This is a genomic window from Mucilaginibacter polytrichastri (assembly GCF_001911425.1).
GTDB classification, from domain to species: Bacteria; Bacteroidota; Bacteroidia; order Sphingobacteriales; family Sphingobacteriaceae; genus Mucilaginibacter; species Mucilaginibacter polytrichastri.
This window is the reverse complement of record NZ_MPPL01000001.1, coordinates 52,049-77,258: the sequence shown is the minus strand read 5'-3', so window position 1 is coordinate 77,258 and position 25,210 is coordinate 52,049. Positions and strand designations below refer to the sequence as shown.

Here is a 25,210-nt window from a genome sequence, read left to right as displayed (position 1 = left end):
CATCCTGTTTTTTACCGGCCCCTGCATTTATACTTTAACAACAGTTCTTCCACTTTCAATCTGATCATGGCGGGTGCCATATTTTTTGCTCCGGCGGTAGATCTATACCGCCGGAACTTTAATATAGCATGGTGTCGAAATTTTAACATTTAAGCAAAACACCGCGAAAGGATCAGTTAAATAAAACCGGGTAATCGGTGTATCCTTTAGCACCTGGTGTATATAGTGTAGTGAAATCTGGCGCGTTCAATTCTGTACCATTAATAATGCGTTGCTCCAGGTCCGGATTTGCTAAAAATGCCCTGCCGAAAGCGATAAGGTCTGCATCCCCGTTATTTAATTCAACTTCGGCTTTTTCTGCAGTAAAGGTGTTACAATAAATAATAGTCCCCTCAAATTCAGTACGAATAGCTGCTAATGTATATGCAGGAACCTGCGGATTGATGCTAATGTGTATATAGGCAAGCCCGATGCGGTTAAACTCCCGGCTTAGGTGAATGTAAGTCTCTTCCGTAGCATCTGCATCATAAGCCTGCAGGTCGCCCAGCGTGGAGTTAGGCGAGATCCTGACACCAACTTTTTCTTTACCGATAGCATCCGCTACACGTTGTGCCACCTCCAGGGCAAACCGACTCCTGTTTTCAATGTTGCCACCATAAATATCTGCGCGGTTATTTACGTTCGGGTTAAGAAACTGCTCGATGAGGTAGCCGTTTGCCGCGTGTAATTCCACACCGTCAAAGCCTGCGGCAATAGCATTTTTAGCGGCTGTTACATATCCGCTGATCACATCTTGTACGCCTTTGGTAGATAAAGCTACCGGATTCGGGTAATCCTGCATACCCATCGTATCGGTATGCATCTGCCCTGCTGCCGGTATTGCTGATGCACCTACCACCTGCACTCCCTCAGGCAGATTCGCCTGGTGGCCGATACGGCCGGTATGCATCAATTGCAAAAATATTTTGGTATCGTTTTGGTGTACTGCCGCTGTCGTTAATTTCCAGCCCTCGATTTGTGCAGCCGAAAATATACCAGGAATACGGGCATAACCCAATGCTTCCGGGGCTGGGGCGGTACCTTCCGTAATGATCAAGCCTGCTCCCCGGCGCTGTCCATAGTATTCGGCCATCAGGGCGTTTGGTATGTTGCCGATAGCACGGCTGCGGGTCATGGGTGCCATCACTAAATGATTCTTCAAATTCAGGGACTGACTATTATAGGGCATGAGTAACTTTTTCATATCGTTTGCTTTTATGTTTTAAATGATATGTCAAAGGTCGCCAGGATACCAAATTTAAAATAGCGCACTTCGCCCTAAAAATAGTCTTATCCGCCTGATGCGTATTTTTTTGGCTTTTGGTGATGGTGCCGCTCGAATAAGCGGGTAAAATGGCTCAAATTACTAAAGCCTAACTGATAGCCGGCCTCACTCACCGAATAATTTTTATGTTTGAGCAGATAGGCTGCTTCCTCCATGCGTGCCGTTTGGTAATAATTGTAAATACTATCGCCAAATACCTGCCTGAACAAATCTTTCATCTTGGTTTCACTCAGACCGCCTAATTTGGCGAGCTCAGGCAGGCTGGGCGGTTGGCTAAGATCGCTGAGTATAGCTTTCCGGATGATAGCAAGCTTTTCTGCATCAGCCTTATTAACGGGGCTATGCCCGGTAGATTGGCGGTTGTGCAGCTGACTAAACACATGATAAAGCAGCGTTTCCGCCTTAAGCCGGTAATAAAACCCGGCTAAGCCGTTTTCGGCCTGCGATTCCGATAGCTGCTTGAGTGTCATTTGTGTTTCCGTCCCCATGCTTTCATAAAAAAGAAAAGACTCTTTGGGGTTAACAATAGTATCGATCAAATGATCAGGACGATTAAGCTCCAACAAACCCTTAAGGCGAGTTGCACTTAATCCAATTACTGTAAAATAGATCTCGGTATTAGCCGGGAACGTAATCAGCGAGTCTAAATTATTGGAGGCTATTTGTATCGCCATATCGTTATAACGACTAAAACTACGTTGTTGCGTTTCATCGCTAATGATGTTTACCGGCTCTTCATTATTATAGAAAATCACACTGATAAAGCTCGCCGGTTCTTTTGAACCTATCCGTTTTAAGATCAACTCCTGCTTCAGCCGATACCGATGGATTAGCAGGCGGAAGTCATCGTTTAGGTCAACCCGACGCACAAACCCTTCGCCAAGGGATGAAGGGATTTGCAGCTCATTATTAACCACAGGTACTTTTAGAGCCTCAGCAAAAGCCGTCAAAAAATTGAACTGCGGCTGGGTAACAAACTCTATTAACATGTTTAGTGATGGTTTACTTAGCGCTCATTTCCTGTATTATCCGCTCCCTATGCTGAATTCCCCAGGAAGCCATCTCATCAATAACAGGCGTGAGCGAGCGCCCGTACTCGGTCAATTCATACTTCACGGTAATGGGTTTTGTATCCATTACCGTCCTTTTAACCAACCCGTTTATTTCCAGTTCCTGTAACTCTTTAGAAAGCATTTTAGTTCCTATACCGTCAATTATCCGTTGCAGTTCCATGTACCGTTTTTCACCAAAAACGGATAAGCTCGCAATAATCATCACCTTCCATTTTCCGCTTAAAATATCTTTTACATCATTTATCGCCTTAAATTTTTGCAGGCAATCATCCGATATCTTTTCCATAATCATCTCATTTATAATTACGTTCCCAAAAGGAAGTAACTTCCATTTGGGAAATTCGTGTCTTTTGTAAAGTTAGCCGTTTTATCTTTGCAATTCATAAAAATTAAAAGAGAGATTGAAATGAATACAAATAAATCAAGCGGCGTGGTGTCGATCGAACATACCGGATCACCGGACGTTTTGAAATATCAAACCACCATATTAAAGGAAGCCGGAGAGGGAGAAGTGTTAATTGCTCAAAAAAGCATTGGCGTAAATTTCGTAGATATTTTTTTTAGAAACGGGACGTTTCCAATGGAGGCCTACCCGGCACCAATAGGCTCGGAAGCAGCAGGTGTTATCGAAGCTGTTGGCCCAGGAGTGAAAGATTTTGTTGTTGGCGACCGTGTAGCTTATCCATTTTCTGTTGGAGCTTATGCTGAAAGCAGGATTATTCCCGCAGCCAGTTTATTCAAACTGCCCGATGATATTTCATTTGACCAGGCGGCTGCTGTTTTGGTAAAGGGGCTTACTGCCCATATGCTACTCAAACAAAGTTATGGTGTTAAGGCCGGTGATATTGTTTTGATACATGCCATGACAGGAGGAGTTGGAACCTTATTGAGTGCCTGGGCAAGGGCATTAGGTGCTATTGTGATAGGGACAGTGGGAAGCGCTACGAAAAAAGAACTGGCCCTAAAGCGTGGCTTTGAGCATGTAGTCGATTTGCAGTCACAAGATTTTGCTGAAGTAGTAAACGAAGTAACGCAAGGCAAAGGCTTGGATGCAGTATATGACGGCACTGGCGAGGCGACTTTTCAAAAATCTATTGAATTGATCAAAGCCGGTGGTAGTGCGATATTATACGGTTGGCTTTCGGGTATGCCGATTATAAACGCAGAAGAAATGGAGCAAAGGAAGATTCAATATGTTAACCCCGCCCTTTACAAATACCTGGAAAACCGCGAAAAAATAGCCTTAGCCGTTACCGGGATATTCAATTTAGTGAGAGAAGGCATATTGGATGTCCAAAAACCAACGGTTTATGCATTAGCGGATGCTGCAAAAGCTCATGCAGATCTGGAGTCCCGCAAAACGACCGGTAGCATTATTCTTAAACCATAATTTTAGAACATCATGAGAACTCAAAAAACAACCTATTGGACATGCAAGGAATAAAAACACAAAAACCGCGTTTTTTGGCCCCCTAAAGGCCTTTTTTGAGTCGTCCTAAAATAGGTTGTATTGAAGTTCTAAAAAGAGTACAAATATTAGTAGTCATACACATGTTCAATAATAACTTTATCATCCAATAGTGTTTTGATAGTTGCACTTAGATTTTCCACCGTTGTCACTAAAGCAACCCTACTTAAGCCCTGCTTGGTAAAGACCGGCTGACTAAATAATACTTTATAATTGCCGGTGATATTTAAAGACTTGTAGGTTAAAATAGTAAGCATAATTGCACCTTTATTCCCGGCAATCTCAGTAAAGCCAACACCCATTGCCGCCAATTTGGTTGATAAGCGCATCACCCTAATGGGCAGCGACGTAGACGAAGCACCGATGGCTTATAAAGATATTCATGCCGTTATGGCCGCACAGAATGATTTGGTAGAAGTACTGGCGAAGTTTGAGCCGAGGATTGTGAGGATGGCGGATGCGAGGGAGAAGCCGGAGGATTAAGGTAGAATTTTCACATTTGATCTAGTCCTCTGTGAACTTAAACACTTTTGGAAAAAGGCAATGATTTTATGTAGTTTTCAATCAACCCCCAGTCGGGGCTTCCATTTGTATCTATCGGTAATTTAATAGTCGTATCCCTCATCCTTTCCATTTCCCACTTTCTTCCAAAATTAAATCTATATCTTTCTTTTCGAATTAGTGTTATAATGAACAAAGCACTGAATTTATTCATTTTGAATTTCGGATATAATACATTAACATCATCACTTGCCCAAAAAGGGTGTGGTTGATAAAATGCTTCTCCTACTGAGCCATTATAATTTACTGTAATAGTATTTGCTTTATGAATAGCGGGTTGCCCGATGTATTCTCTATAACCATTGTTTGAATCTATTGCACCAATAAAAGGAGTATCTCCGCTGATAAAATTTTCTTTTGTAAGTCTTTTACCTTTTTTAATTTCAAATAAGTTTTCGTATTTAAAATCTCCCCAGTCTGATTGGAAAATATTGATTTCTTCCTTTAAAAAACTATTTTTTGATATCTTGTTATATTCTTCAATATCAATCTTTAAGAAATTTTCTGGAACAGACAATGGCAATAAAAGTGTATCCAAAGTAGTATTTGCTTCTCGTCCATGAGATGTATATTTAAATCTATTAGCTTCTATCGCTTTACAATAAAACAGTTTCGCACTAAATGACATTTCATTTAGCGGTGTTAATACTTTTACATTTTGTGCGGTATAAAATGGGCTTGGTTGAACAAACGAACTTAATAAATAAGTTCCTCCAAGAGTCACTGTAATTAGCCCAGCTGCAAATGGTCTAACTTCTTTGAACTTTGAAACTTTAGCCACTACACCCAGATTTTGACTGCTTCTCGAAACAAAATTAATATTACTTGCCCCGTCAAACTGTAACTTATATAAGTCAAATTGATTTCCATATTGGATACTAAATAATTTATTTAATTCTATAAGTTCCATCAATTCAAAATATTAAAGGCTACGTATTTTTTGATTTCTTTTATAAAGTCATCTTCAGAAATTTTGGAAAAATCAGTATCCATATACGCTTCTGCGCACCATTCGTCATTAGCGGAAACTACTTTATTGGCACTTAGCCCAGCCTCTGATTTTCTATTTAAATAGGTTGCTAACCAATGTTTTTTGACTGAATCCCACCTACCGTAAGCATCTATTCTTCCGAGTGATTTTCTTTTTACAAATCCATCATCTTTGTAATAGCCAAAATATGTTTCTTTATATTCTGAATGGGGTTTATGGGCGGTAAAAATCATTATACATGAAACTACAGCTACATTAGAATTCGAAAACAATTCATTCGGCATAGATAGAACGGCTTCTAATGTATGCTTTTCTAAAAGCTTCTTTTTTAATTCATAAACCTTCCCAGATTGAGATAATGCACTTTGCATTGGAACAATAGCGATGCATGTTCCACCAGTTATTAAACATTCTAAATTGTTTAATATAAACTCTAATTCATCAGTGTCTGTTTTTTTATCTGCTTTATATGGCGGATTTAAAAAGCCAACTGTAGGTGAACGATCTTTAACTTGTTCAATAATTTCATCATCGAAACAGCTACCGTTAATGATATTGGTTTTGCCATCTTGATGAATATACATATTCGATACAGCAAGTGCAAAAATATGTGCTTGATATTCAATCCCGATCAGTTGAGTAGATTTAATTTGTTTAATCTTCTGCTCATCCCCTTTGGCATCTTCTATCATTTTTTTCATTGCTGAAATTAGAAAACCGCCTGTTCCAGTGCAATTATCAAATGCAATTGAATTTTTATTAACTTGGGCTAATTCAGCAAAAAAATCAGTAATGTGTGGCGGAGTTAATACTATTCCTAGCCCCTTATCACTATTAGCATAACGTAAAAATTCAATGTACAACTGCCCAAGAACATCAAAATATTCATGTGTTTTAATAAATTGATTAATATTTGCATCAATCTCATCTATTAGCTCTTTTAGAACATTAGCTTTAGTTGAAAGTGATGTATCTGTTTTTATGAATCCAAATTGAATATTTAAATTTTCTAATTTTTTCCCTAATATATTGGCGCTTTCTAATTCATTTGAAACGGTGTTAACTAAAAGATTTGCTAAGTTTTTAGGGATTTTGTGTGATTGGTAAGATCTTTTAAACCCTTCATTTTCTAAAGAAATTAAAATACAACTAATTAGCAAACTGCGCTGGCTTTCAAGAATTTTATACGTGTGAAGTTTTTCGTTTAGCTTCTTGGTGAATTCTAAAAGAGCATTATAATCTTGTCGAAACTTATCTGGACTTTTTAAATATCCATTTAAGTAATCTTCGGGTGTCAATAAGATATTCCCGAATATCTCTACTGCTTTTTTTTCATTTTTTAAATGCAAATAATGAGATATTTTTAAATTTTTATGAGAATCTCCACTAACTGCAATTGCTATAACATCAAAATCTTTTGATAAATAGGTTGCGTATAACAATGCTCCATCAACAGCATACTTGTCATATTTATCGTGATGAAGGCTTTCATGTTTAGAAATATCGTGCTTACACTCAATTACAATAATTAAATCCGAAGTTTCTTTATAAGAAATAATAAATTCTGGAAACCCTTTCCCTGTAGCTTTTTTAGAAGCTGTTTTTAATAGCTTATTTATTTTAAAATTATCTGAAATTTGTTCTTCAACTTCGATAGACAATTTATATTTATCAAAATGTGAACGAACAATCGCTTCGGTTTTTCTTTCGTTAGCCATAATTTATAGGTTCAAATTACCTTGTTTAACTTTTGTTGACTTATAATACTTGGCCTTCTCCTGTGCTAATTGAAAAACACTTTCCGGACATTGATATTTAAAACAATCCTCCGCAAATTTCTGACTTAAATATTCTATTGTCAATTCAGTTATATCAACTTCAAGAGCCTTGGCTAACGATTTTAGCTTATTCTCTTTTAATATCTTTCGTCCATTTTCCACTTTGCTTAATCCTCCACTATCTAAACCAACTTTTGCAGCTAATTCTGTTTGATTAAGACCGTGAATAATTCTTAAACGTTTAATATAACCACCAAAACTTTCCATTTTATACCTTGTTAAATTTAACTTGGTTTTTTTGACAAAAATACTTTTTCTAAGGGAGTATCAATTATTATTTTTTAAAAAAATGATTCTCACCTACGCAAATACACTGCGCAGCACCTCTATTTCTTTGTATCAACATTAAAGAAATAAAGGAGGTTCACAATGAAATTTAACCTGTTAAGCAAATTAAAAACCAGACCATTAACCATGCGGGCGCCAAAGCGTTTACGCTGTCGCCGGAAATGGAACTGTATACCGCCGTGGTTACCTGGAGCTTAAACGATTCCTTTTACGAAAAAGACGAGTCGCGTTTAGTGCGCCTGCAAAAACTGATTACCGCGTGCGACCCTGTGTTTGTGGGTAAGCTGGCTGTATATGCACGCACCAAAATGTATATGCGTTCGGTACCGCTGGTGCTGGTTACCGAATTGGCTAAGAACCAGCGCCCTCTCATTAACAGCGAGATTTAGAGTTGTGAATACCTAATAAATATTTTTTGTAGACTAATAAAATATTCAATGTTGGTTGAATTAGTGACACATTAAATAGTTAGTTAGACAGTTGCTTATTGAACCGGAGCATTCAATATAAATGTGCAAAGTAATTCATTACCTTTGTATCGAATGAAATACATCGCTTTCATATTCAGTATTTATTTTACCCTGCTGGCATTATTACCTTGCCAGGACAGGGAAGATATGATCGCGAGTGTGATTCATGTAACCTTACAAAAAAGTCATTCCACAAATGATGAAAGAGGACAGGAAACTTGCCCCCCGTTTTGTACCTGTCAATGCTGCTCTACAGCAAGACAATTAACGGCAACAATCACTACCGCCATTCATACACAACAAGTAGTACGTGAATATCCTGATTACGGCATTCCTGCCATACAAAAGCAGCCAATCAAAATCTGGCAACCCCCTCAAATAGGTTAATACGATTTTTTAAATGTTTCCGCCTGCAATAAACTTTGCATGGCTTTTTAGTATTCGTATTAATTTTTTATAATTTATGTTTGATAAGATTATCGCGTTCTCTATCCGGAACAAGGTAGCTATCGGGATCATGACACTGGTGTTAGTACTGGTGGGTATTTATTCAGCATACAACCTGCCGGTTGATGCGCAACCCGATATCACCAATAACCAGGTACAGATCATTACGCAAGCGCCCAGCCTGGGCGCACAGGAAGTAGAACAGTTCATTACCGCTCCTATAGAATTATCAATGGCTAATATCGCCGGTATCATTGAAAAACGTTCTATATCCCGTTCAGGCATATCCGTTATTACCATTGTTTTCAAAGACAACGTTGATATTTATTGGGCAAGGCAACAAGTGAATGCCCAATTAAAAGAGGCTGAAAACAGCATCCCCTCGGGCTTAGGCGAACCGACATTGGCACCCATTACCACCGGGCTTGGTGAAATTTACCAGTATGTAATCCACACCAAAAAGGGGTATGAAAATAAATACTCACCTACTGATCTGCGTACTATCCAAGACTGGATCGTAAGAACTCAATTAGCCGGAACTGTAGGCCTTGCAGAAGTAAGCGGCTGGGGCGGTTATGTAAAACAATATGAAATCGCTTTAGACAATGATAAGCTCAACTCGTTAGGGATTACGATACCGCAGGTGTATGAGGCCCTGCAAAAGAACAATGAAAATACCGGTGGTTCTTATATTGAACAACAACGCAATGCATACTTTATTCGCGGGCTGGGTCAGGTGCAGAACCTCGACGATATTCGCCGGATCGTAGTTGCCAATACCAAAGGCTCACCCATATTGGTCCGTGACATTGCCACTGTACAATTTGGGAGCGCAACCCGCTACGGTGCAGTAACCCGAAATGGTGAAGGCGAGGTAGTTGCGGGGGTTGCTCTGATGCTGAAGGGCGAAAACTTTGGCGAGGTTATTAAAAACGTCAAGGAGCGAATGGTGCAGATCCAAAAATCTTTACCGGAAGGCGTAGTCATCGAACCGTTCATTGACCGTACTGAACTGGTTAGCCGTGCTATCGGCACAGTACAACGCAACCTATTAGAAGGTGCATTGATCGTCGTATTTGTGTTAGTGTTGCTTTTAGGCAATCTAAGGGTAGGATTAGTGGTGGCATCTGTAATCCCATTGGCTATGCTGTTTGCTTTCTCCATGATGCGCTTATTCAGTGTATCAGGAAACCTGATGAGTTTAGGTGCTATAGATTTTGGACTGATCGTTGATGGTGCAGTTATTATCGTTGAAAGCGTAGTGCATCACATTACAACAGGCAGCTACAGGCAAAAAGGGGTTGAAAAACTAACGACCGAACAAATGGATGTTGAGGTTCGGGATAGTGCCGGTAAGCTGATGAAATCAGCGGCATTCGGACAGATCATCATTCTGATCGTGTACTTGCCTTTATTATCACTTGTAGGTATTGAAGGTAAAATGTTCCGCCCAATGGCGGAAACAGTAGCCTTCGCCATATTGGGCGCGTTCATCCTTTCACTCACCTACGTACCAATGGCAAGCGCCTTGTTTTTGAGTAAAAAAACTGTCCACAAGCGGAATATATCAGACCGTATCATTGAGTTTTTACAGCAAATCTACCAACGCGCTTTAATTACAGTACTAAAGGTTAAGTTAATTACCGTAACTGTTGTCTTCATCGTATTTGGTATTGCGATATGGGCATTTGGCCGGATGGGTGGCGAATTTATACCCACTTTGGAAGAAGGCGATCTTACCGTGGAAATATCGATGATGCAGGGTACTTCATTGACTGAAGTGGTTAAAACTTTCGGTAAAGCGGAGAAGCTTTTAAAAGACAAATTCCCGGAGATCAAACAAGTAGTTACCAGAATCGGCAGTTCGGAGATACCAACCGATCCCATGCCTATGGAAAAGGGCGATATGATGCTGGCCATGAAACCTAAAGGCGAATGGAAGTCAGCGTCTGGCAAAGAAAAAATGATCGAAAAGATGGAAGAAACGCTATCCGCTATTCCGGGTATCAACGTGGAAATCTCTCAGCCGATGCAAATGCGTTTTAATGAACTCATGACGGGCATTCGGCAGGATGTAGCGATTAAGATATATGGTGACGACCTTGATATACTGGCTGTCCAGGCAGAAAAGCTTGCGAAACTGCTTACACCTGTGAAAGGTGTAAGCGAACCTTATATCGAAAAAGTGAGCGGGCTGCCACAGATACAAGTCGCTTACAATCGTGATAAAATGGCGCAGTACGGCTTAAATATCAGTGATGTGAATATGATCCTTAAAACAGCCTTCGCCGGAAGTGTCACAGGAGTTGTGTTCGAGGGTGAAAAGCGTTTTGATATGGTCGTTCGTTTGAACCGTGACTTGCGGGAAAATATTTCGGGCGTTGAGAACCTGTTAGTGCCGCTACCATCAGGTAACAAAGTACCGTTAAGCCAGGTGGCCGATATATCTTTTAAAGATGCCCCTGCACAAGTTTCTCGTGAAAACGGCAAAAGACGTATCTATGTAGGTTTCAATGTACAGGGCCGCGATGTGGAAACAACTGTTAAAGAAATACAGGGGAAATTGTCCACCGCTTTAAAGCTTCCGGCGGGTTATTACCTGACCTACGGGGGGCAGTTTCAGAACCTGCAAGCTGCTAAAGCCAGGTTACTAAATGCAGTTCCCGCCGCTTTGCTTTTCATTCTGGTGCTGCTTTACGTTACGTTCCGCTCGGTTAAGGAAAGCTTACTCATATTTACTGCGGTTCCGCTGGCTTCAATGGGTGGTGTGGCTGCTTTGTTGCTACGGGGAATGCCATTCAGTATTTCCGCAGGTGTGGGCTTTATCGCCTTGTTCGGCGTTGCCGTACTAAATGGCATTGTGTTGATCGGATATTTCAACCAGTTAAAGGAAGAAGGGATGAGTAATATTTACGACCGCGTTTTAGAAGGTACGAAAACGAGGCTGCGCCCGGTATTGATGACGGCTTCCGTTGCCTCTTTAGGTTTCCTGCCAATGGCTTTATCATCCAGTGCAGGTGCAGAAGTTCAACGGCCTCTCGCAACAGTTGTAATTGGCGGTTTAATTACCGCTACATTCTTAACGCTATTTGTACTTCCATGCCTTTACCTCTTATTCAATCGCAAGGAAACTGAAAAGATCAAAGTGCCCAAAGCACTGGTTACGATACTGCTGATCATTGGATTTGGCCTCTGCCAGCAAGGAAACGCCAATGCACAAAGCCGAATACCGCTGACCTTAGACAGCGCGATAAGCAAAGCCTTGCAAAACAACCTGCAAATTCGGTCTGCGGGCTTATCCGTTGAACAGGCCAGGGCTTTGCAAAAATCAGGTGCGGACATTCCAAAAACCGAACTGATGGTCACACAAGACCCTACCAGCGGTGGCAATATGGATAATGCCATTGGCATTACGCAAACCATTGCCTGGCCTGGTTTATATAAAAACCAACGCAAACTGTTCAATCAGCAATCGTTGCTGGCAGAACGTTCCCGACACTTAACACGTACAGAGATCACACGACAGGTACGGAGCGCGTGGTATGCTTATGTGTTGAACAGGGAAACACTGCGCATCCTGGACTATCAGGATAGCGTTTACAGAGGATTTGTAAGAAAAGCGGAGATCAGGTTTAAAACTGGCGAAACCTCTAACCTTGAACTGATTAGCGCACGGAATAAGTACCAGGAAATTGTAGCCTTGAAGATAGCCGCACAAGCCGATCTGCAAAGTAATGAACTGGTTTTACAGCAATTATTGAATACTTCCGAACCCATAGTAATCGCTAAAAGCAAATTATCTATGTTGTTGCCAGTTACGCCGGATACGATAAACGTGGCTAATAACCCGCAGGTAAATATCGATCTGCAAAACATTGAAGTGGCTAACGCAAGAGTCGCTGTTGAAAAATCGAAGGGTTTACCGGATTTCACTTTAGGATATAATCAACAGCTGGTAATTTCCGGCTTTAACCCCGCTAATATCAACCGTGACTATTCGCCCGGTACACATATCGCAGGGATACAGGTCGGTGTTGCGCTTCCGCTATTCAATGGCGCGAACCGTGCAAGGGTAAAATCAGAACGACTGTCTGCCCAGGTTGCGCAAACCAATTTTCAAAACACCCAATCACAGGTACGTTTGCAATACGAACAAGAATTGCAGCAATACCTTAAATTCAAGCAATCAGTTGACTATTATTTGGCAAGCGGGTTAAAACAGGCTGATGAACAATTGCGGATCGCTCAGGTATCTTTCAATCTGGGCGAAATTGGCTACATCGAGTATATTCAGAATATGTCCGCAGCGGTACAGGTCAAATTAGCCTATATCGAAGCGGTTAGCCGTTTGAACCAATCAGCCATTCAGATAAAATTTATTAAAGGAGAATAATTATGAACATTAGAACATATAAACATTTTACGGCTGCCCTTTTAATAATGGTCGCCTTTGCATCCTGCTCGGGTGATTCCGGGAAAAAAGAAACGGACAAGAAAGAAAATGAAGGCAGCACGGAAGCCAAAAGGCCTGATGGTCTGGAATTGACAGCGGAACAAATGCAGACTGTTGGCATTGTAACCGGACCAATTGCGCAAAAGAACCTGGATTCGGTGATCAAGGCCAATGGCCAATTGGCCGTACCGCCTCAAAACAAAGCGGACGTAAGTATCCTTTCGGGTGGTATCATCAATCACATCAGCGTTATTGAAGGACAACAGGTTAAGCGCGGGCAGTTATTGGCTACTATTAAGAACCAGGACCTGATTAAAATACAGCAAGACTACCTGGCAGCCAAAAACAATTTCACCTATGTACAGGCAGAATACAACCGACAAAAGCAGCTACAGGAGGCTGGTGCAGGTACAGGCAAATCTTTCCAGTCGTCCGAAGCTACTTATAATGCCGAGCGTTCCCGTATCACCGCTTATGAAAGCCAGCTAAGTCAGTTAGGGATTTCGCCGGGCAGGATTGACAACGGAAATATCGTTTCGCAGTTCCCTGTATTGTCACCTATCGGCGGTACGGTCGGCCAAATCACCGCTAATACCGGTGCTTTTGTTCAGCCAGGTACTTCCATAATGGAGGTGGTAGATAATTCTAAAATACACTGCGACCTTACAGTATTTGAAAAAGACCTGATGCATGTCAAAGTAGGACAGAAAGTAAGTTTCCAGTTAACAAACCAGGAAAACCAACTCATTACCGGAACAATCAACGGCATCAATAAATCTTTTGAAAATGAAAGCAAAGGTGTTACTGTACATGCCGTCATCAATAATAAGGAGCAAAAGAACCTAATCCCAGGCATGTATGTTACAGCCTTGATCAGTACGGGCAGCCGCCTGACGGCGGCGGTACCTGTTGATGCGGTGGTGCGGTCGGAAGGTAAGCAATTCATATTCGTAGTTGTTTCAGAAGCAGATAAAGGCAATTTGTTGAAATTTAAAAAAGCCGAAGTAACAACCGGTGTAACTGAGTTGGGTTATGTACAGATTAAAAACCTTGAAGACCTGCCTGCATCCACAAAGGTTGCCCTGAAAGGCGCATTCTATTTACAGTCAAAAGCATCGGGTGGTGCAGAGGAGGAATAATTGATGAAAGAACTGGAAAATAGCTTACTGGAAAAGCTAATGCGGTAAGTCTTACTGATATGGAGTTAAGCCTCGAAAAAACAGATTGGGTTACACTATACCGCATTATAAAGACTTTTGAAGAACATGGGTTGGTGCATCGTATAGATGATGGTATCAGCATTACGAAGTTTACGATCTGCCAGCCATCGTGCACCACTGAAGGACACCATGACCTGCATGTGCATTTCTATTGTACCAATTGCGGTGAAACCCATTGTTTGCCAAAAACGCAGATAGCGGAAGTGAAGCTACCAAGTGGGTATGAACGGCAGGAAGCAAGCTTGTTAGTAAAAGGCTTATACTCCGATGCAAGAAATAAATGCACTACGATTGCAATGCTTACCTGCTTAATTTGAACCTGGAGCAAGTGGTGTCGCGAATCTATGGGAAGCCGTTATTGCTGATGTAGGTGTAGCCTTGCTGGCGATACTTAATTTTTATTTTCCTACTAAACAGTTCACTTTAAAGCTTCACTACATAACTATATGTGTTTTACAAATGTGATACAGCTAATTGTACCTCGTCAATAATTGCCCGGTCTTTCGCTAAATAAATATCAGCTGTTTTCGAGCCTGGTCAATGTGATTAAGTGCTAATGCCACATCGGTTTTCCTTTTTCTGCAGGTGTTGCGCGCAAGGTTGCCAAAAGTATGCCTGGCCCAATGGCGGTTATATTTTGAATATGTTTTACAACGTAGATTTGCCGCATATTGGACTCCTCGGACAAGTCTATTTGAGCTTTTCAGTCAACCATTCTCTTTTCATTTAAGATAATTTTACTCCTACAAAATAAAGAGAAATGAAAACAATAGATAAAATTTTTGTCGACGGAAACTTCCGGACTCCCATGGGCCAGAAAGTTATGAAACTTTACAATCCGGAAAATGGCGAACAAGCTTCCGTAGTAACCCTCGCAAATTCAGCAGATGTAGAAATTGCCGTTGCTGCCGCAAAAAAAGCTTTTAAAACATTCTCCAAAACAACCATTAAGGAACGGGGTGAAATACTCGACCTAATTTATCAGGCTATCTTGGAGCGAAGGGACGAACTAAACCAAGTCGCTATAAACGAATACGGCTCCCCAATTAGTGCAACTAATGCACGAACAGTATATGCTGCGCAGATTTTTGTAGATACGAAGGCTGCCATGGAAGAATTTCAATTTTCACAAACATTAGATCATGCCCAAATCATCCAACAACCCTTGGGGGTAATAGCTGCAATTACGCCATGGAATGCAGACTACACACACATCTGTGGTAAACTTGCACCTGCCATTGCCGCTGGCTGTACAATTGTTGTTAAGCCCAGCGAGCTGAGCGCTGCTCAAACCCAAATCCTGACTGAATGTTTTGCCTCGGCGAATGTGCCAGAGGGTGTTATAAATATTTTAAACGGGACGGGTGCTGAAGTAGGATCTGCCCTGAGCGAACATGCCGACGTAGACGTTGTTACATTTACCGGCTCTACCGCAGTTGGTAAAATCATTTACCGTGCAGCGGCAGGCACGATGAAAAGAGTAATATTAGAGCTTGGAGGCAAGTCACCAAATGTCATCCTGGATGATGCTCATCTGGAAACGGCAATTCCTATGGCGTTGAACATTGCATTTAGCAATAGTGGGCAAGCCTGTCATGCGGGAACCAGACTAATAATCCCGAAATTGAAAGCTGCTGAAATTAAGAATTTATTGATCCAAGCAGCCTCAAAGCTAAAGATCGGTAATCTACAAGATGCCGATAGTTTCATTGGGCCAATGGTAAGTGAAAAACAGTATCAAACAGTACAAGATTACATCAAGTCAGGGATAGCTGAGGGTGCAAAAATTTTGGTAGGTGGCCTTGGCAACCCAAAAGGCTTGGACGGTTATTATGTAAGGCCAACAATATTTACTGGTGTAAAGCCAGGAATGAAAATTGAGCGTGAGGAAATATTCGGCCCTGTGCTTTCGGTGATTGAATATGACAATGAAGCGGAAGCAATTGAAATTGCGAACGATACCATTTATGGTCTTTCTGCCTACTTAAGCGGACAGGATAAAAGCAGGCTCGATCGTGTTTCCTCTCAAATTCTTGCTGGCAGGGTGCTCATTAATACCGTTGTAAATAAGGAATCAAAATCGCCGTTTGGTGGGTTTAAGCAATCAGGCATAGGCAGAACATCATGGAAATATGGAATAGAGGCGTATGTAGAACCAAAAGTGATTACATTGTATTAATTTAGCAGCCACCTTCGATGAGGTCTTTAAAGGAGGCTCTTTTTATGCGCCAGGTTATCGCAATGCAGGAATCTAAACAAATAAATACGGCCGTTTACTACACAAATAGTTTTTCAGGAGAACAGTATACCGGAGAGATCCTTTTCAGTTACCAGATTTCAGGCAGTCTCCAAATCCAACAGAATAATAAAGTTTCCCACTATCCGGCAGGCAGTTTTCGGCTTGTGCGCCAGAATAGGGTGATCAAGTATATCAAACAGGCCAATAAATCTATACCTTACCGCTCGTTAAGCGTTGTGCTAAGAAAAGAAATGCTGCGTTCATTCGCGGATGCCCATGGCTATTCACCCAGAAGCCAGCCTACGGGGCCCAGCGTTATCCTGCTTAAAAAAGCTGTGCTTTACCAATCGCTTATTTCCTCATTAATATCATATAGTGAAATTAACGAGGGAGAAAACAGGCAGCTCATAGATATGAAGGTGCAGGAAATTTTATTCATCCTGTTAAAAGAGCAGCCAGAACTTCAAAATGTACTTTTTGATTTCTCAGTGCCGGTAAAAAGTGATCTTGCAGGGTTTATGGAAAAGAACTTTCGATATAACCTTCCCCTTTCCCGCTTTGCATATTTGAGCGGACGAAGTCTGGCAAGTTATAAGCGTGATTTTATCAATACATTTTTCACTTCCCCGGGAAAATGGTTGCTCAATCGCAGACTTGAAGAAGCGAAAATTTTGTTATCAAGGATTGAAAATTCGCCTTCCAAAATTTATCTCAATATTGGTTTTGAAGATCTGTCCCATTTTTCCAGAGCTTTTACGTTTAAATTTGGCATAACCCCGTCTAAATTTTGCGAAGATGCCAAGCGGAAGCTTGATCTAAGCCCTCTCTAAATACCAGTTAAAACACATAATATTTATTCGCAATCCAGTTAAGTTACAATAATTAAGATTTTTAAATGATAAATTTCCTGAACATCTACTATTTGAAGACCGGCTCAGAGAAACAAAAACGAGCTTTTAGGGTACTCTCAAACCATGAAATTTTAGAAAAGCTTGCTGCGTTCGAACCGATCTTAGTAGGCACGATACCAATTGAGGTTGATATTGAAACCAGTGACTTGGATATTATATGTTACATGAGAGATGAGCAAGAATTCAGCAATACCCTTTTTTCGCTATTTGGAAAGAGCAAGGGATTTGAACTTTCCCGGAATCAGAAATTCGGTTCGGTAAAGGCTATTTTTTTTATCGATGATTTCGAAATAGAAATTTTTGGTCAAAATATTCCAACCCAAAAACAGCATGCTTACTTACATATGCTAATCGAGTATAGGTTACTCTTAAAAAACGGTCTGGATTTTAGGTTAAAAGTTATAGCACTTAAACTGGAAGGTTATAAAACCGAGCCTGCATTTGCTGAAATCTTAGGCCTGAAGGGCAATCCGTATCAGGAACTTTTAAAAGTTCGGATGGATTAAGCCAAACTATTAGTTTTACTAAAAGAGGCGTGGAATGCCGCGGCTCTTACGGGCTATTTTTACAAGGCTGGCCAGTATGCACTTTAGAAACTGAACGTGAGGCTGATCGCTGCCTCGCCTTAGTTTGTAAATAACAAACGTTAAAGTCCTTTTATCTATCTTTAAAAACAATATATAGACCCGTTGGTATCCTAAATAAATTATCAGAACATCAACCTATGATTAATTTAGCACAACTTAAAGACAAGCTGTTACCAAGCAAACTGATATCCATGCTTTCCGGCCACAATAAGGAACAAATTCACCCGTCGGAAGTTGCGCACATGCTCAATGGTCTGCCAATAAAATCTGCCGTAGAAACTTTTTTGGAACTTCCCGAGCATTCGCAATTGGTACTTTTTAATTTCTTGGGTGCTTACCTGCAACAAAATGTAGTCAGGACAATGCCAAAAGAAAAAGCAGTTTTTTTACTGAACCGCTTAAACTCCACCGACCGTTATACTTTTTACAGTGCGCTCAACGGTTTGCAACGGTCAACTTTTCTGGAACTACTGGACGAGAAGAACCGTAAAGCTACACAGGATATGCTCGGCTATCCTAAGCAAAGTGTCGCACGCTTGGTTAACACTTCATTTTGCACCTTGAACCAGGAAATGACGATTGCACAAGCAATAGATCACCTGCGCATTAACCATGAAGATTCTGACGCAGCAGACGTGATCTACATAACTGATAAAGACGGAAAGCTGATCGATGATATGCCGATCAGAAGATTAGTCTTGAACGAGAGTTCAAAAACGATCCATGATATTATGGACTGGTCATTTGTGAAACTTGAAATCGAAGATTCTACAGACATAGCCATTTCCCGTTTCAAACAGTATGATCGAACAGTTTTGCCAGTGACCAATGCAGAAAATGTTCTACTTGGCGTCTTGACCATTGATGACCTGATCGATGTTGCAGAACAGAATACCACAAAGGAAATACAGCGATTTGGGGGTGTTGAGTCTTTGGAATACCCTTATGTAAAAACGTCTGTTGGATCGCTGATTAAAAAACGTGCCGGGTGGCTGATCATTCTGTTTGTCGGTGAAATGTTTACTGCTACTGCGATGGGCTTTTTTGAGAAAGAAATAGCCAAAGCTGTCGTACTGGCACTTTTCGTTCCGCTGGTAATTTCCAGCGGTGGTAACAGTGGTTCACAGGCGGCTACATTGATCATCAGGGCACTATCTGTGGGTGAACTTACTGTTAAGAGTTGGTTTTATGTATTACGACGGGAACTATTATCCGGTATTTCCCTAGGCATTATTTTGGGTGCGATTGGTTTCCTCCGAATCACAGCTTGGCAAAAGTTAGGCTGGTATGACTATGGGACACACTGGTTATTGATGGCAGTCACCATTTTCTTTTCACTAATCGGCATAGTGATGTGGGGTACATTAAGCGGTTCCATGATACCGATCGTTTTAAAAAAACTAAAGCAAGATCCAGCGACTTCCTCGGCCCCATTTGTGGCAACATTGGTCGATGTTACCGGACTGGTGATCTATTTTAGCATTGCGGCCGTTGTGTTACATGGTACGATCTTAAAATAAAGCAGATGAAAATACTGATCGTAGAAGATGAAGAGCGCATCGCCAGCCTGGTTAAACAAGGCTTGGAAGAACAGGGACATGTTGTTATGATCGCTTACGACGGTTTAAATGGAAAAAAACTGGCTTTGCAGCATGATTATGACCTACTGATCTCCGATATTATTTTGCCTCAACTGACAGGTCTTGAACTGTGCCGTGAGGTACGTTCTGCCAAACCGGACATGCCCATAATTTTGCTGACTGCATTGGGAACGACTGACGATAAAGTGGAAGGTTTCGATGCAGGCGCAGACGACTATTTGGTTAAGCCTTTTGATTTCAGGGAGCTACTGGTTCGAATACGGGCGGTAATGAACCGCAAGGTAGGCAGCCCTGTTTTTCTGCCTGATATTTTACGTTATGCCGATCTGGAATTGAATAATCAAACCAAAACCGTTAACCGTTCGGGTAAGCCAATAAGACTTACACCAAAAGAATTAAAATTACTGCAATATATGATGCAAAACAGCGAGCGGGTATTATCCCGAACAGAGATCGCTGAAAAAGTCTGGGATACCCATTTTGATACCGGGACTAATTTTATCGACGTTTATATCAATTACCTGAGAAAGAAGATCGACAGGGAATTTACCGATAAACTGATCCATACCAAACAAGGACTTGGTTTTATTTTCGCAATAGAAAAATGACGATACGCAGCAGGCTTACCTTTCTTTTTACAGGCATTATAGCAGCGCTGTTGCTGGCTTTTGCGTTAGTTGTCTATTTTTCTTTCTCAGAAAATAGAGAGGATGAATATTATAGTTCATTAAGTCATACTGCCATTACCAAGGCCAATCTGTTGCTGAACGCCAAAGTTCAGCCGCAGGTTCTTCAATTGATCTACAAGCACTCACCCAATGCACAGTTTCAGGAAGAGGTGGCCATATACGACACTTCTTTTCACCTGTTATACCATGATGCCGTTGAAATCGATAAGGTAAAAGAAACCCGTCACATGATCGATGAGATCGTGTCCAAAAAACAGATCCGGTTTTACCAGGGCGATATGCAGGTCGTCGGAATATTTTATCAGCTTAACTCGAAAGATTACGTAATTACGTCGGCGGCAAATGACCAAAACGGCTATGCCAAACTGCGTAACTTGAAATATACCTTAATCATTGCATTTTTTGTGTCCATCATTTTTATTTATATCGCTGGTCATATTTTTTCGAGCAAGGCCCTCAAGCCGGTGTCAGACATGGTAGATGAGGTAGAAGAAATTACGGCTACTAACCTCGACCTGCGCATCAAAGAGGGTAATGGAAAGGATGAGATCGCAGAACTGGCAGTGACATTTAACGCGATGCTGAACAGGTTAGAGAAATCATTTGATGCGCAAAAGGATTTTGTTTCCAATATCTCACATGAGTTGAGAACTCCGCTTACCGCGATGCTGACTGAGCTTCAGGTTACAGCAGATAAGGAAAGAAGTAATGAATTTTACAGGGACGCTATACATCATGCGATTAGTGATGCGCAAAAACTAGTCAGGTTATCCAATAGCCTGCTCGACCTGGCAAAAGCCAACTATGACCATACAGAAATTGGTTTTAAAGAACTACGGCTGGACGAACTTATTCTGGATGCCCGCAATGATGCTTTGCATGATCAGCCCGGCTGCAGGATCAATATTATTTTCGAAAAAGAAATTGAAGATGATGATTTTATTTCGGTGATGGGGAACGAGTATTTGTTGAAAGTCGCTTTTATTAATCTCATCGAAAACGGATGTAAATTTTCGGCTGATAAAGAAGTGGCAGTTGCCATCAACTATTTTAAAGAAAAAACCATATTGCGGTTTCAGGATCATGGCATCGGGATGGACGCCGAAGAGATTCCCCATATATTCACAGCTTTTTACAGGGGTTCTAATCAGCAATTTTCGGGCGGTAACGGCATCGGGTTATCTCTAACCAAAAAGATCATAGAACTCCACAAAGGCACGATCACCGTTTCTTCCCAACGAAACGAAGGCACTACTTTTACGGTAGAGCTTCCCCACATTTAACATTCTAATAGTTTTCTAATACTTTTATAAGACTTCTCTAACGGCCAATCTATTGGCGGTGATTTAACTTTGCATTGCATTTCACAAAGAAATTATCAAACAAAACAAACATGGATACTGGTCCGAGTACAAATTATCAATTATTTATCTCCCGCTAAACTCAGGGCCGCTTAATTACGCAGTCCTGCAAACCGGGACAAAACTATCGTCATGCGTAAAAAAGAAAAAAAACACGCCATTTTAATTATTACCAATACCCCTTATTCTTCATTTTCCAGGCACAAGCAGAAACCGGCAAAGGTATTTGACAGCGCGGTATCAGCGGTATTGAGCTTCAGCGTTTCTGCTGTTTTACCAACGGATTGCTGATGAAAAAGAATCAAGCTAATTACCAGGGTAATGATTTGTAACATCGCTATAATTTTTATTGCTGCCGGGGTCGCGGCAGATAACCTGGTGATCGCGTTCGTAAGCGGCAACGAAATAGCCATTTTCGGGGCGTCCCGGTTGGAAGCACCGAAACCAGCGGCGCGCCCTCCACGCTGGCTGGTGCTGTTCTTTTTACTTTTTATCATCCAGAACATGGTCTTTTTCTATGGCAAGTGGTTCGGTTTGTATACCAAACCTATGCTATCCGGGCAGGAACAACTGATAGCAATCGGCCTATTGTTTTCAATAAGCATGAAGATGGCACAGGAACTGAAAAGTAAAAACGGAACAGTTAAGCAGGTTTTATTAGATACCCAGTACTTTCTGGAGATCGGTTTAGGTACTGCGGTTTATGTATTTGCTTTTGGCTGCGCTTTGAATTGGCTCCATCTTGACCGTCTGGTATTCATCCTTTCGCTGCTCGTTTTTACTGCTATTTTTTTGCTTGTAGGCGCATTACTGGGGAAATATCATTTTGAAAAAACATTTAAATACCTAAACACGGTGTCCGTGTTTCTGCTGATGACCGGAAACGTACTCCTGATTATTGAACTATTTAAGCATAACATCCAATGACTTTAACAGAAACCACAAGAAAATTGAAAATTCCCGGAAGCAGTGCGGTATCAGGATTTGACGAAGCCGCGGTTACCCTGCTTCGCCAGGTGTCGAAAGAAGATCCCACCTCCTTTTATACCACGCTGCAAAGTAGTGAACAGGGACTAAGTAAGGTTGAAGTGACCAATAAGAAAGGAAAATTCGGTCTGAATGAAATTCAGCACGAAAAGGCCCCCGCCTGGTATGTGCAGTTATTTAAGGCTTTTCTAAACCCTTTTATCGCAGTTTTGATCATCCTGGCTGGTGTGTCTTTTGTGATGGATGTGCTGATGGCGGCACCTGGTGAAAGAGATTTTAAAACGGTAATCGTGGTGAGCGTCATGGTCATGCTCAGTTCGCTGCTCCGGTTCTGGCAGGAATACACCAGTAACCGAGCTGCGGAAGAATTAAAGAGCATGGTCAAAACCACGGCGACCGTTTTACGCCAAGGCAAGGGGAAATTCGAGATCAATATTATAGACCTCGTTCCCGGTGATATCGTCTTTTTAAGCGCCGGAGATATGATCCCTGCGGACTGCCGGATCATTCAATCAAAAGACCTCTTTATTAGCCAGGCAATGCTGACCGGGGAATCCCTGCCTGTAGAAAAGCGTGAGTTAGCTATTCCCGATGCCGATATAAAGTCGCCGCTCGAACTGGAAAATACCTGCTTTATGGGTACCAACGTGGTGAGCGGTACGGCACATGCTATCGTGGTAACTACCGGTAACCTTACCTATTTCGGCACAATAGGGAAAGCCATCACCGGCAAACGCAACGAAACCAGTTTTGATAAAGGAGTGAATAAAGTAAGCTGGCTGCTCATCCGCTTTATGCTGGTGATGGTGCCGCTGGTTTTCCTGATCAACGGACTGACCAAACACAACTGGTTTGAAGCATTAATGTTCGCCATTTCTGTAGCAGTTGGCCTTACGCCTGAAATGCTGCCGATGATTGTTACGGCCAATTTAGCGAAAGGCGCTAAAAGCATGAGCAAGCGTAAGGTGATCGTTAAACGGTTAAATGCCATTCAGAATATCGGGGCGATGGATATTCTGTGTACAGACAAAACCGGCACGCTGACAATGGATAAGATCGTACTGGAAAGACACCTCAATGTTTTTGGAGACGAGGATGATGAAGTGATGAAATGGGCCTACCTGAACAGTTTCCACCAAACCGGGCTAAAGAACTTGTTGGATGTCGCCGTGCTGGAACATGCGGAGATCCATAGCTGCGTCAAGGCGGATGAATCGTTTACCAAGATTGACGAAATACCCTTTGATTTCCAAAGACGGAGAATGAGCGTGATCCTGGAAGAAAAGAACGGGAAACACTTATTGATCTGTAAGGGAGCTGTTGAGGAAATGCTTGACCTCTGTTCCCGTGCCTTTGATCCGGGAGAAGATAAACAACTGCATATCGAGAACGACAAGATCGTGCCGATGGACGATGCCATGCGCAAACTGATCTTAAATACTTCGCACAAACTCAATGAGGAAGGTCTCCGTGTGTTATTGGTCGCCATTAAAGAATACGATGAAAGACCGCTGACTTACACTGTTGCCGACGAAACAGATATGGTATTGACAGGATTCGTCGGCTTTCTTGACCCGGCCAAACCGTCTGCCAAACCAGCCATCGAGGGTCTTCAGAAATTAGGCGTAAGCATTAAAGTATTGACAGGCGATAACGAGGTGGTTACCAAAAAGATCTGTCGCGATGTAGGCATTCCGCTACAGCACGTACTAACCGGTAAGGAACTGGAACAGATGAGCGATCAGGAACTGACTTTGAAACTGGATGAAACCAGTATCCTGGCCAAATTGAGTCCCATCCAAAAAGCCCGGATCATTAAACTTTTACAAGCTAAAGGGCATACCGTAGGGTTTATGGGTGATGGTATTAATGACGCGGCTGCGCTGCGTGATGCGGATGTGGGAATTTCTGTGGATACCGCCGTGGACATCGCCAAAGAAAGCGCGGATATTATTTTACTGGAAAAAGACCTGATGGTTTTGCGTAAAGGGGTGATCTATGGCCGGAGGACTTTTGGCAATATCATTAAATATATCAAGATGACAGCCAGCAGCAACTTCGGCAATATGTTCAGTATGTTAGGCGCGAGTGCTTTATTGCCATTTTTGCCCATGCTGCCGATACAGATTTTAGTCAATAACTTATTGTATGATATATCCCAAACCTCCATTCCATGGGACAGCATGGATACCGATTTCATTAACCAGCCTCAAAAATGGGATGCCAGGGGCATCAGTAAGTTTATGCTGTTCATCGGCCCGATCAGTTCCATTTTCGATTATGCCACTTTTGCAGTGATGTGGTTTGTCTTTAAAGCTAACAGCCCGGCGCACCAAAGTTTGTTTCAAACCGGTTGGTTCGTGGAAAGTCTGTTATCGCAAACACTGATCGTGCACATGATCCGTACCCGCAAGATTCCTTTCATCCAAAGCTGGGCGACAGCACCGGTGGTGGCGTTAACATCAGCCATTATGGCCATCGCGATATTTATTCCGTTCTCGCCATTTGCAACAGCTTTTAAAATGCAAGCACTGCCTTTGTCCTTTTTTCCATGGCTGATCGGCATGTTATTTACTTACTGCCTGTTAACCCAACTGGTTAAAACATGGTTCATTAAAAAATTCAGTCAATGGCTTTAAGCAAGAAAAACAAACAATGGGTATGGGCTATCATCGGTATGGCCCTGCTCGTTTTCCTGGTCG

The 25,210-nt window shown here is 41.7% G+C and carries 23 protein-coding genes; 15 read left to right on the top strand and 8 right to left on the bottom strand.

From position 1 onward, the window contains the following. Positions 1-172: 172 nt before the first annotated feature. From RG47T_RS00300 to RG47T_RS00290, 3 genes are all read right to left on the bottom strand, one after another. A complete protein-coding gene (locus RG47T_RS00300; protein ID WP_074487334.1) occupies positions 173-1,243 on the bottom strand; it encodes an alkene reductase in 1,071 nt (356 codons plus the stop codon). Positions 1,244-1,329: 86 nt separating this feature from the next. After that, the gene (locus tag RG47T_RS00295; protein WP_074487333.1) at positions 1,330-2,313 is read right to left on the bottom strand and encodes a helix-turn-helix domain-containing protein; all 984 of its coding nucleotides are present in this window, start codon (positions 2,311-2,313) and stop codon (positions 1,330-1,332) included. A gap of 13 nt (positions 2,314-2,326) precedes the next feature. Further along, on the bottom strand, positions 2,327-2,683 hold the full coding sequence (locus RG47T_RS00290) for a winged helix-turn-helix transcriptional regulator (RefSeq protein WP_074492995.1): 357 nt from the start codon (positions 2,681-2,683) through the stop codon (positions 2,327-2,329). Between the two features lie 120 nt (positions 2,684-2,803). Between RG47T_RS00290 and RG47T_RS00285 the strand changes: the two genes are divergently transcribed. Continuing rightward, positions 2,804-3,787: a quinone oxidoreductase family protein gene (locus RG47T_RS00285; RefSeq protein ID WP_074487332.1), complete on the top strand. Its 984-nt coding sequence runs from the start codon at positions 2,804-2,806 to the stop codon at positions 3,785-3,787. Positions 3,788-3,933: 146 nt separating this feature from the next. On the opposite strand, the gene RG47T_RS00280 is transcribed toward RG47T_RS00285, so the two are convergent. Then, positions 3,934-4,194, bottom strand: a complete 261-nt coding sequence (locus tag RG47T_RS00280; protein ID WP_074487331.1) for a hypothetical protein — start codon at positions 4,192-4,194, stop codon at positions 3,934-3,936. Between the two features lie 7 nt (positions 4,195-4,201). Between RG47T_RS00280 and RG47T_RS00275 the strand changes: the two genes are divergently transcribed. After that, positions 4,202-4,348 carry an RtcB family protein gene (locus tag RG47T_RS00275; RefSeq protein ID WP_290439108.1) on the top strand — a complete coding sequence of 49 codons (147 nt, stop codon included), beginning with the start codon at positions 4,202-4,204 and terminating at the stop codon, positions 4,346-4,348. 37 nt (positions 4,349-4,385) lie between these two features. Here RG47T_RS00275 and RG47T_RS00270 read toward each other — a convergent pair whose 3' ends face one another. From RG47T_RS00270 to RG47T_RS00260, 3 genes are read right to left on the bottom strand one after another with little or no spacing between them, the layout of a single operon-like run. Then, positions 4,386-5,336: a restriction endonuclease subunit S gene (locus tag RG47T_RS00270; RefSeq protein WP_074487330.1), complete on the bottom strand. Its 951-nt coding sequence runs from the start codon at positions 5,334-5,336 to the stop codon at positions 4,386-4,388. Beyond that, a complete protein-coding gene (locus RG47T_RS00265) occupies positions 5,336-7,135 on the bottom strand; it encodes an HsdM family class I SAM-dependent methyltransferase (protein ID WP_074487329.1) in 1,800 nt (599 codons plus the stop codon). Before RG47T_RS00265 ends, RG47T_RS00270 begins: the two co-directional genes overlap by 1 nt. 3 nt (positions 7,136-7,138) lie before the next feature. After that, positions 7,139-7,462: a helix-turn-helix domain-containing protein gene (locus RG47T_RS00260; protein WP_074487328.1), complete on the bottom strand. Its 324-nt coding sequence runs from the start codon at positions 7,460-7,462 to the stop codon at positions 7,139-7,141. A gap of 242 nt (positions 7,463-7,704) precedes the next feature. Here RG47T_RS00260 and RG47T_RS00255 point away from each other — a divergent pair, with 242 nt between their 5' ends. The 11 genes from RG47T_RS00255 (at position 7,705) to RG47T_RS00205 (ending at position 21,443) form a co-directional block, all read left to right on the top strand. Continuing rightward, positions 7,705-7,932 (top strand): hypothetical protein, encoded by a 228-nt coding sequence (locus RG47T_RS00255; protein WP_245770836.1) that lies wholly within the window; start codon positions 7,705-7,707, stop codon positions 7,930-7,932. A gap of 153 nt (positions 7,933-8,085) precedes the next feature. Further along, entirely contained in the window at positions 8,086-8,400 is a 315-nt protein-coding gene (locus RG47T_RS00250) for a DUF6660 family protein (protein WP_074487327.1), read from the top strand. A gap of 76 nt (positions 8,401-8,476) precedes the next feature. Beyond that, positions 8,477-12,853, top strand: a complete 4,377-nt coding sequence (locus RG47T_RS00245; RefSeq protein ID WP_074487326.1) for a CusA/CzcA family heavy metal efflux RND transporter — start codon at positions 8,477-8,479, stop codon at positions 12,851-12,853. A 2-nt stretch (positions 12,854-12,855) separates the two neighbouring features. Next, complete coding sequence (locus RG47T_RS00240; RefSeq protein ID WP_074487325.1) at positions 12,856-14,052, top strand: efflux RND transporter periplasmic adaptor subunit; 1,197 nt, start codon at positions 12,856-12,858, stop codon at positions 14,050-14,052. Positions 14,053-14,111: 59 nt separating this feature from the next. Then, positions 14,112-14,450, top strand: a complete 339-nt coding sequence (locus RG47T_RS00235; RefSeq protein WP_074487324.1) for a transcriptional repressor — start codon at positions 14,112-14,114, stop codon at positions 14,448-14,450. Positions 14,451-14,893: 443 nt separating this feature from the next. Next, a complete protein-coding gene (locus RG47T_RS00230) occupies positions 14,894-16,312 on the top strand; it encodes an aldehyde dehydrogenase family protein (RefSeq protein WP_074487323.1) in 1,419 nt (472 codons plus the stop codon). Between the two features lie 17 nt (positions 16,313-16,329). Further along, positions 16,330-17,202, top strand: a complete 873-nt coding sequence (locus tag RG47T_RS00225) for a helix-turn-helix transcriptional regulator (protein ID WP_083627235.1) — start codon at positions 16,330-16,332, stop codon at positions 17,200-17,202. Positions 17,203-17,267: 65 nt separating this feature from the next. Further along, complete coding sequence (locus tag RG47T_RS00220) at positions 17,268-17,789, top strand: DUF4269 domain-containing protein (protein WP_074487321.1); 522 nt, start codon at positions 17,268-17,270, stop codon at positions 17,787-17,789. A gap of 218 nt (positions 17,790-18,007) precedes the next feature. After that, complete coding sequence (gene mgtE / locus RG47T_RS00215; protein ID WP_074487320.1) at positions 18,008-19,390, top strand: magnesium transporter; 1,383 nt, start codon at positions 18,008-18,010, stop codon at positions 19,388-19,390. Positions 19,391-19,395: 5 nt separating this feature from the next. After that, entirely contained in the window at positions 19,396-20,079 is a 684-nt protein-coding gene (locus tag RG47T_RS00210) for a response regulator transcription factor (protein ID WP_074487319.1), read from the top strand. Beyond that, the gene (locus tag RG47T_RS00205; protein ID WP_074487318.1) at positions 20,076-21,443 is read left to right on the top strand and encodes a sensor histidine kinase; all 1,368 of its coding nucleotides are present in this window, start codon (positions 20,076-20,078) and stop codon (positions 21,441-21,443) included. Before RG47T_RS00210 ends, RG47T_RS00205 begins: the two co-directional genes overlap by 4 nt. A gap of 260 nt (positions 21,444-21,703) precedes the next feature. Here the strand turns inward: RG47T_RS00205 and RG47T_RS25875 are convergent, their stop codons facing one another. Beyond that, complete coding sequence (locus RG47T_RS25875; protein ID WP_074487317.1) at positions 21,704-22,027, bottom strand: hypothetical protein; 324 nt, start codon at positions 22,025-22,027, stop codon at positions 21,704-21,706. Here RG47T_RS25875 and RG47T_RS00195 point away from each other — a divergent pair. Next, positions 22,026-22,448 carry a manganese efflux pump gene (locus RG47T_RS00195; RefSeq protein WP_074487316.1) on the top strand — a complete coding sequence of 141 codons (423 nt, stop codon included), beginning with the start codon at positions 22,026-22,028 and terminating at the stop codon, positions 22,446-22,448. The genes RG47T_RS25875 and RG47T_RS00195 overlap by 2 nt on opposite strands. Then, positions 22,445-25,147: a magnesium-translocating P-type ATPase gene (gene mgtA / locus RG47T_RS00190; protein WP_074487315.1), complete on the top strand. Its 2,703-nt coding sequence runs from the start codon at positions 22,445-22,447 to the stop codon at positions 25,145-25,147. Before RG47T_RS00195 ends, mgtA begins: the two co-directional genes overlap by 4 nt. The last annotated feature ends 63 nt before the right edge of the window (positions 25,148-25,210 follow it).

Bases quoted from the DNA above. Each gene is read 5' to 3' on its own strand.
- RG47T_RS00300 (WP_074487334.1), bottom strand. From the start codon at position 1,243: ATGAAAAAGTTACTCATGCCCTATAATAGTCAGTCCCTGAATTTGAAG.
- RG47T_RS00295 (WP_074487333.1), bottom strand. From the start codon at position 2,313: ATGTTAATAGAGTTTGTTACCCAGCCGCAGTTCAATTTTTTGACGGCT.
- RG47T_RS00290 (WP_074492995.1), bottom strand. From the start codon at position 2,683: ATGGAAAAGATATCGGATGATTGCCTGCAAAAATTTAAGGCGATAAAT.
- RG47T_RS00285 (WP_074487332.1), top strand. From the start codon at position 2,804: ATGAATACAAATAAATCAAGCGGCGTGGTGTCGATCGAACATACCGGA.
- RG47T_RS00280 (WP_074487331.1), bottom strand. From the start codon at position 4,194: ATGCGCTTATCAACCAAATTGGCGGCAATGGGTGTTGGCTTTACTGAG.
- RG47T_RS00275 (WP_290439108.1), top strand. From the start codon at position 4,202: ATGGGCAGCGACGTAGACGAAGCACCGATGGCTTATAAAGATATTCAT.
- RG47T_RS00270 (WP_074487330.1), bottom strand. From the start codon at position 5,336: ATGGAACTTATAGAATTAAATAAATTATTTAGTATCCAATATGGAAAT.
- RG47T_RS00265 (WP_074487329.1), bottom strand. From the start codon at position 7,135: ATGGCTAACGAAAGAAAAACCGAAGCGATTGTTCGTTCACATTTTGAT.
- RG47T_RS00260 (WP_074487328.1), bottom strand. From the start codon at position 7,462: ATGGAAAGTTTTGGTGGTTATATTAAACGTTTAAGAATTATTCACGGT.
- RG47T_RS00255 (WP_245770836.1), top strand. From the start codon at position 7,705: ATGGAACTGTATACCGCCGTGGTTACCTGGAGCTTAAACGATTCCTTT.
- RG47T_RS00250 (WP_074487327.1), top strand. From the start codon at position 8,086: ATGAAATACATCGCTTTCATATTCAGTATTTATTTTACCCTGCTGGCA.
- RG47T_RS00245 (WP_074487326.1), top strand. From the start codon at position 8,477: ATGTTTGATAAGATTATCGCGTTCTCTATCCGGAACAAGGTAGCTATC.
- RG47T_RS00240 (WP_074487325.1), top strand. From the start codon at position 12,856: ATGAACATTAGAACATATAAACATTTTACGGCTGCCCTTTTAATAATG.
- RG47T_RS00235 (WP_074487324.1), top strand. From the start codon at position 14,112: ATGGAGTTAAGCCTCGAAAAAACAGATTGGGTTACACTATACCGCATT.
- RG47T_RS00230 (WP_074487323.1), top strand. From the start codon at position 14,894: ATGAAAACAATAGATAAAATTTTTGTCGACGGAAACTTCCGGACTCCC.
- RG47T_RS00225 (WP_083627235.1), top strand. From the start codon at position 16,330: ATGAGGTCTTTAAAGGAGGCTCTTTTTATGCGCCAGGTTATCGCAATG.
- RG47T_RS00220 (WP_074487321.1), top strand. From the start codon at position 17,268: ATGATAAATTTCCTGAACATCTACTATTTGAAGACCGGCTCAGAGAAA.
- mgtE (WP_074487320.1), top strand. From the start codon at position 18,008: ATGATTAATTTAGCACAACTTAAAGACAAGCTGTTACCAAGCAAACTG.
- RG47T_RS00210 (WP_074487319.1), top strand. From the start codon at position 19,396: ATGAAAATACTGATCGTAGAAGATGAAGAGCGCATCGCCAGCCTGGTT.
- RG47T_RS00205 (WP_074487318.1), top strand. From the start codon at position 20,076: ATGACGATACGCAGCAGGCTTACCTTTCTTTTTACAGGCATTATAGCA.
- RG47T_RS00195 (WP_074487316.1), top strand. From the start codon at position 22,026: ATGGTCTTTTTCTATGGCAAGTGGTTCGGTTTGTATACCAAACCTATG.
- RG47T_RS25875 (WP_074487317.1), bottom strand. From the start codon at position 22,027: ATGTTCTGGATGATAAAAAGTAAAAAGAACAGCACCAGCCAGCGTGGA.
- mgtA (WP_074487315.1), top strand. From the start codon at position 22,445: ATGACTTTAACAGAAACCACAAGAAAATTGAAAATTCCCGGAAGCAGT.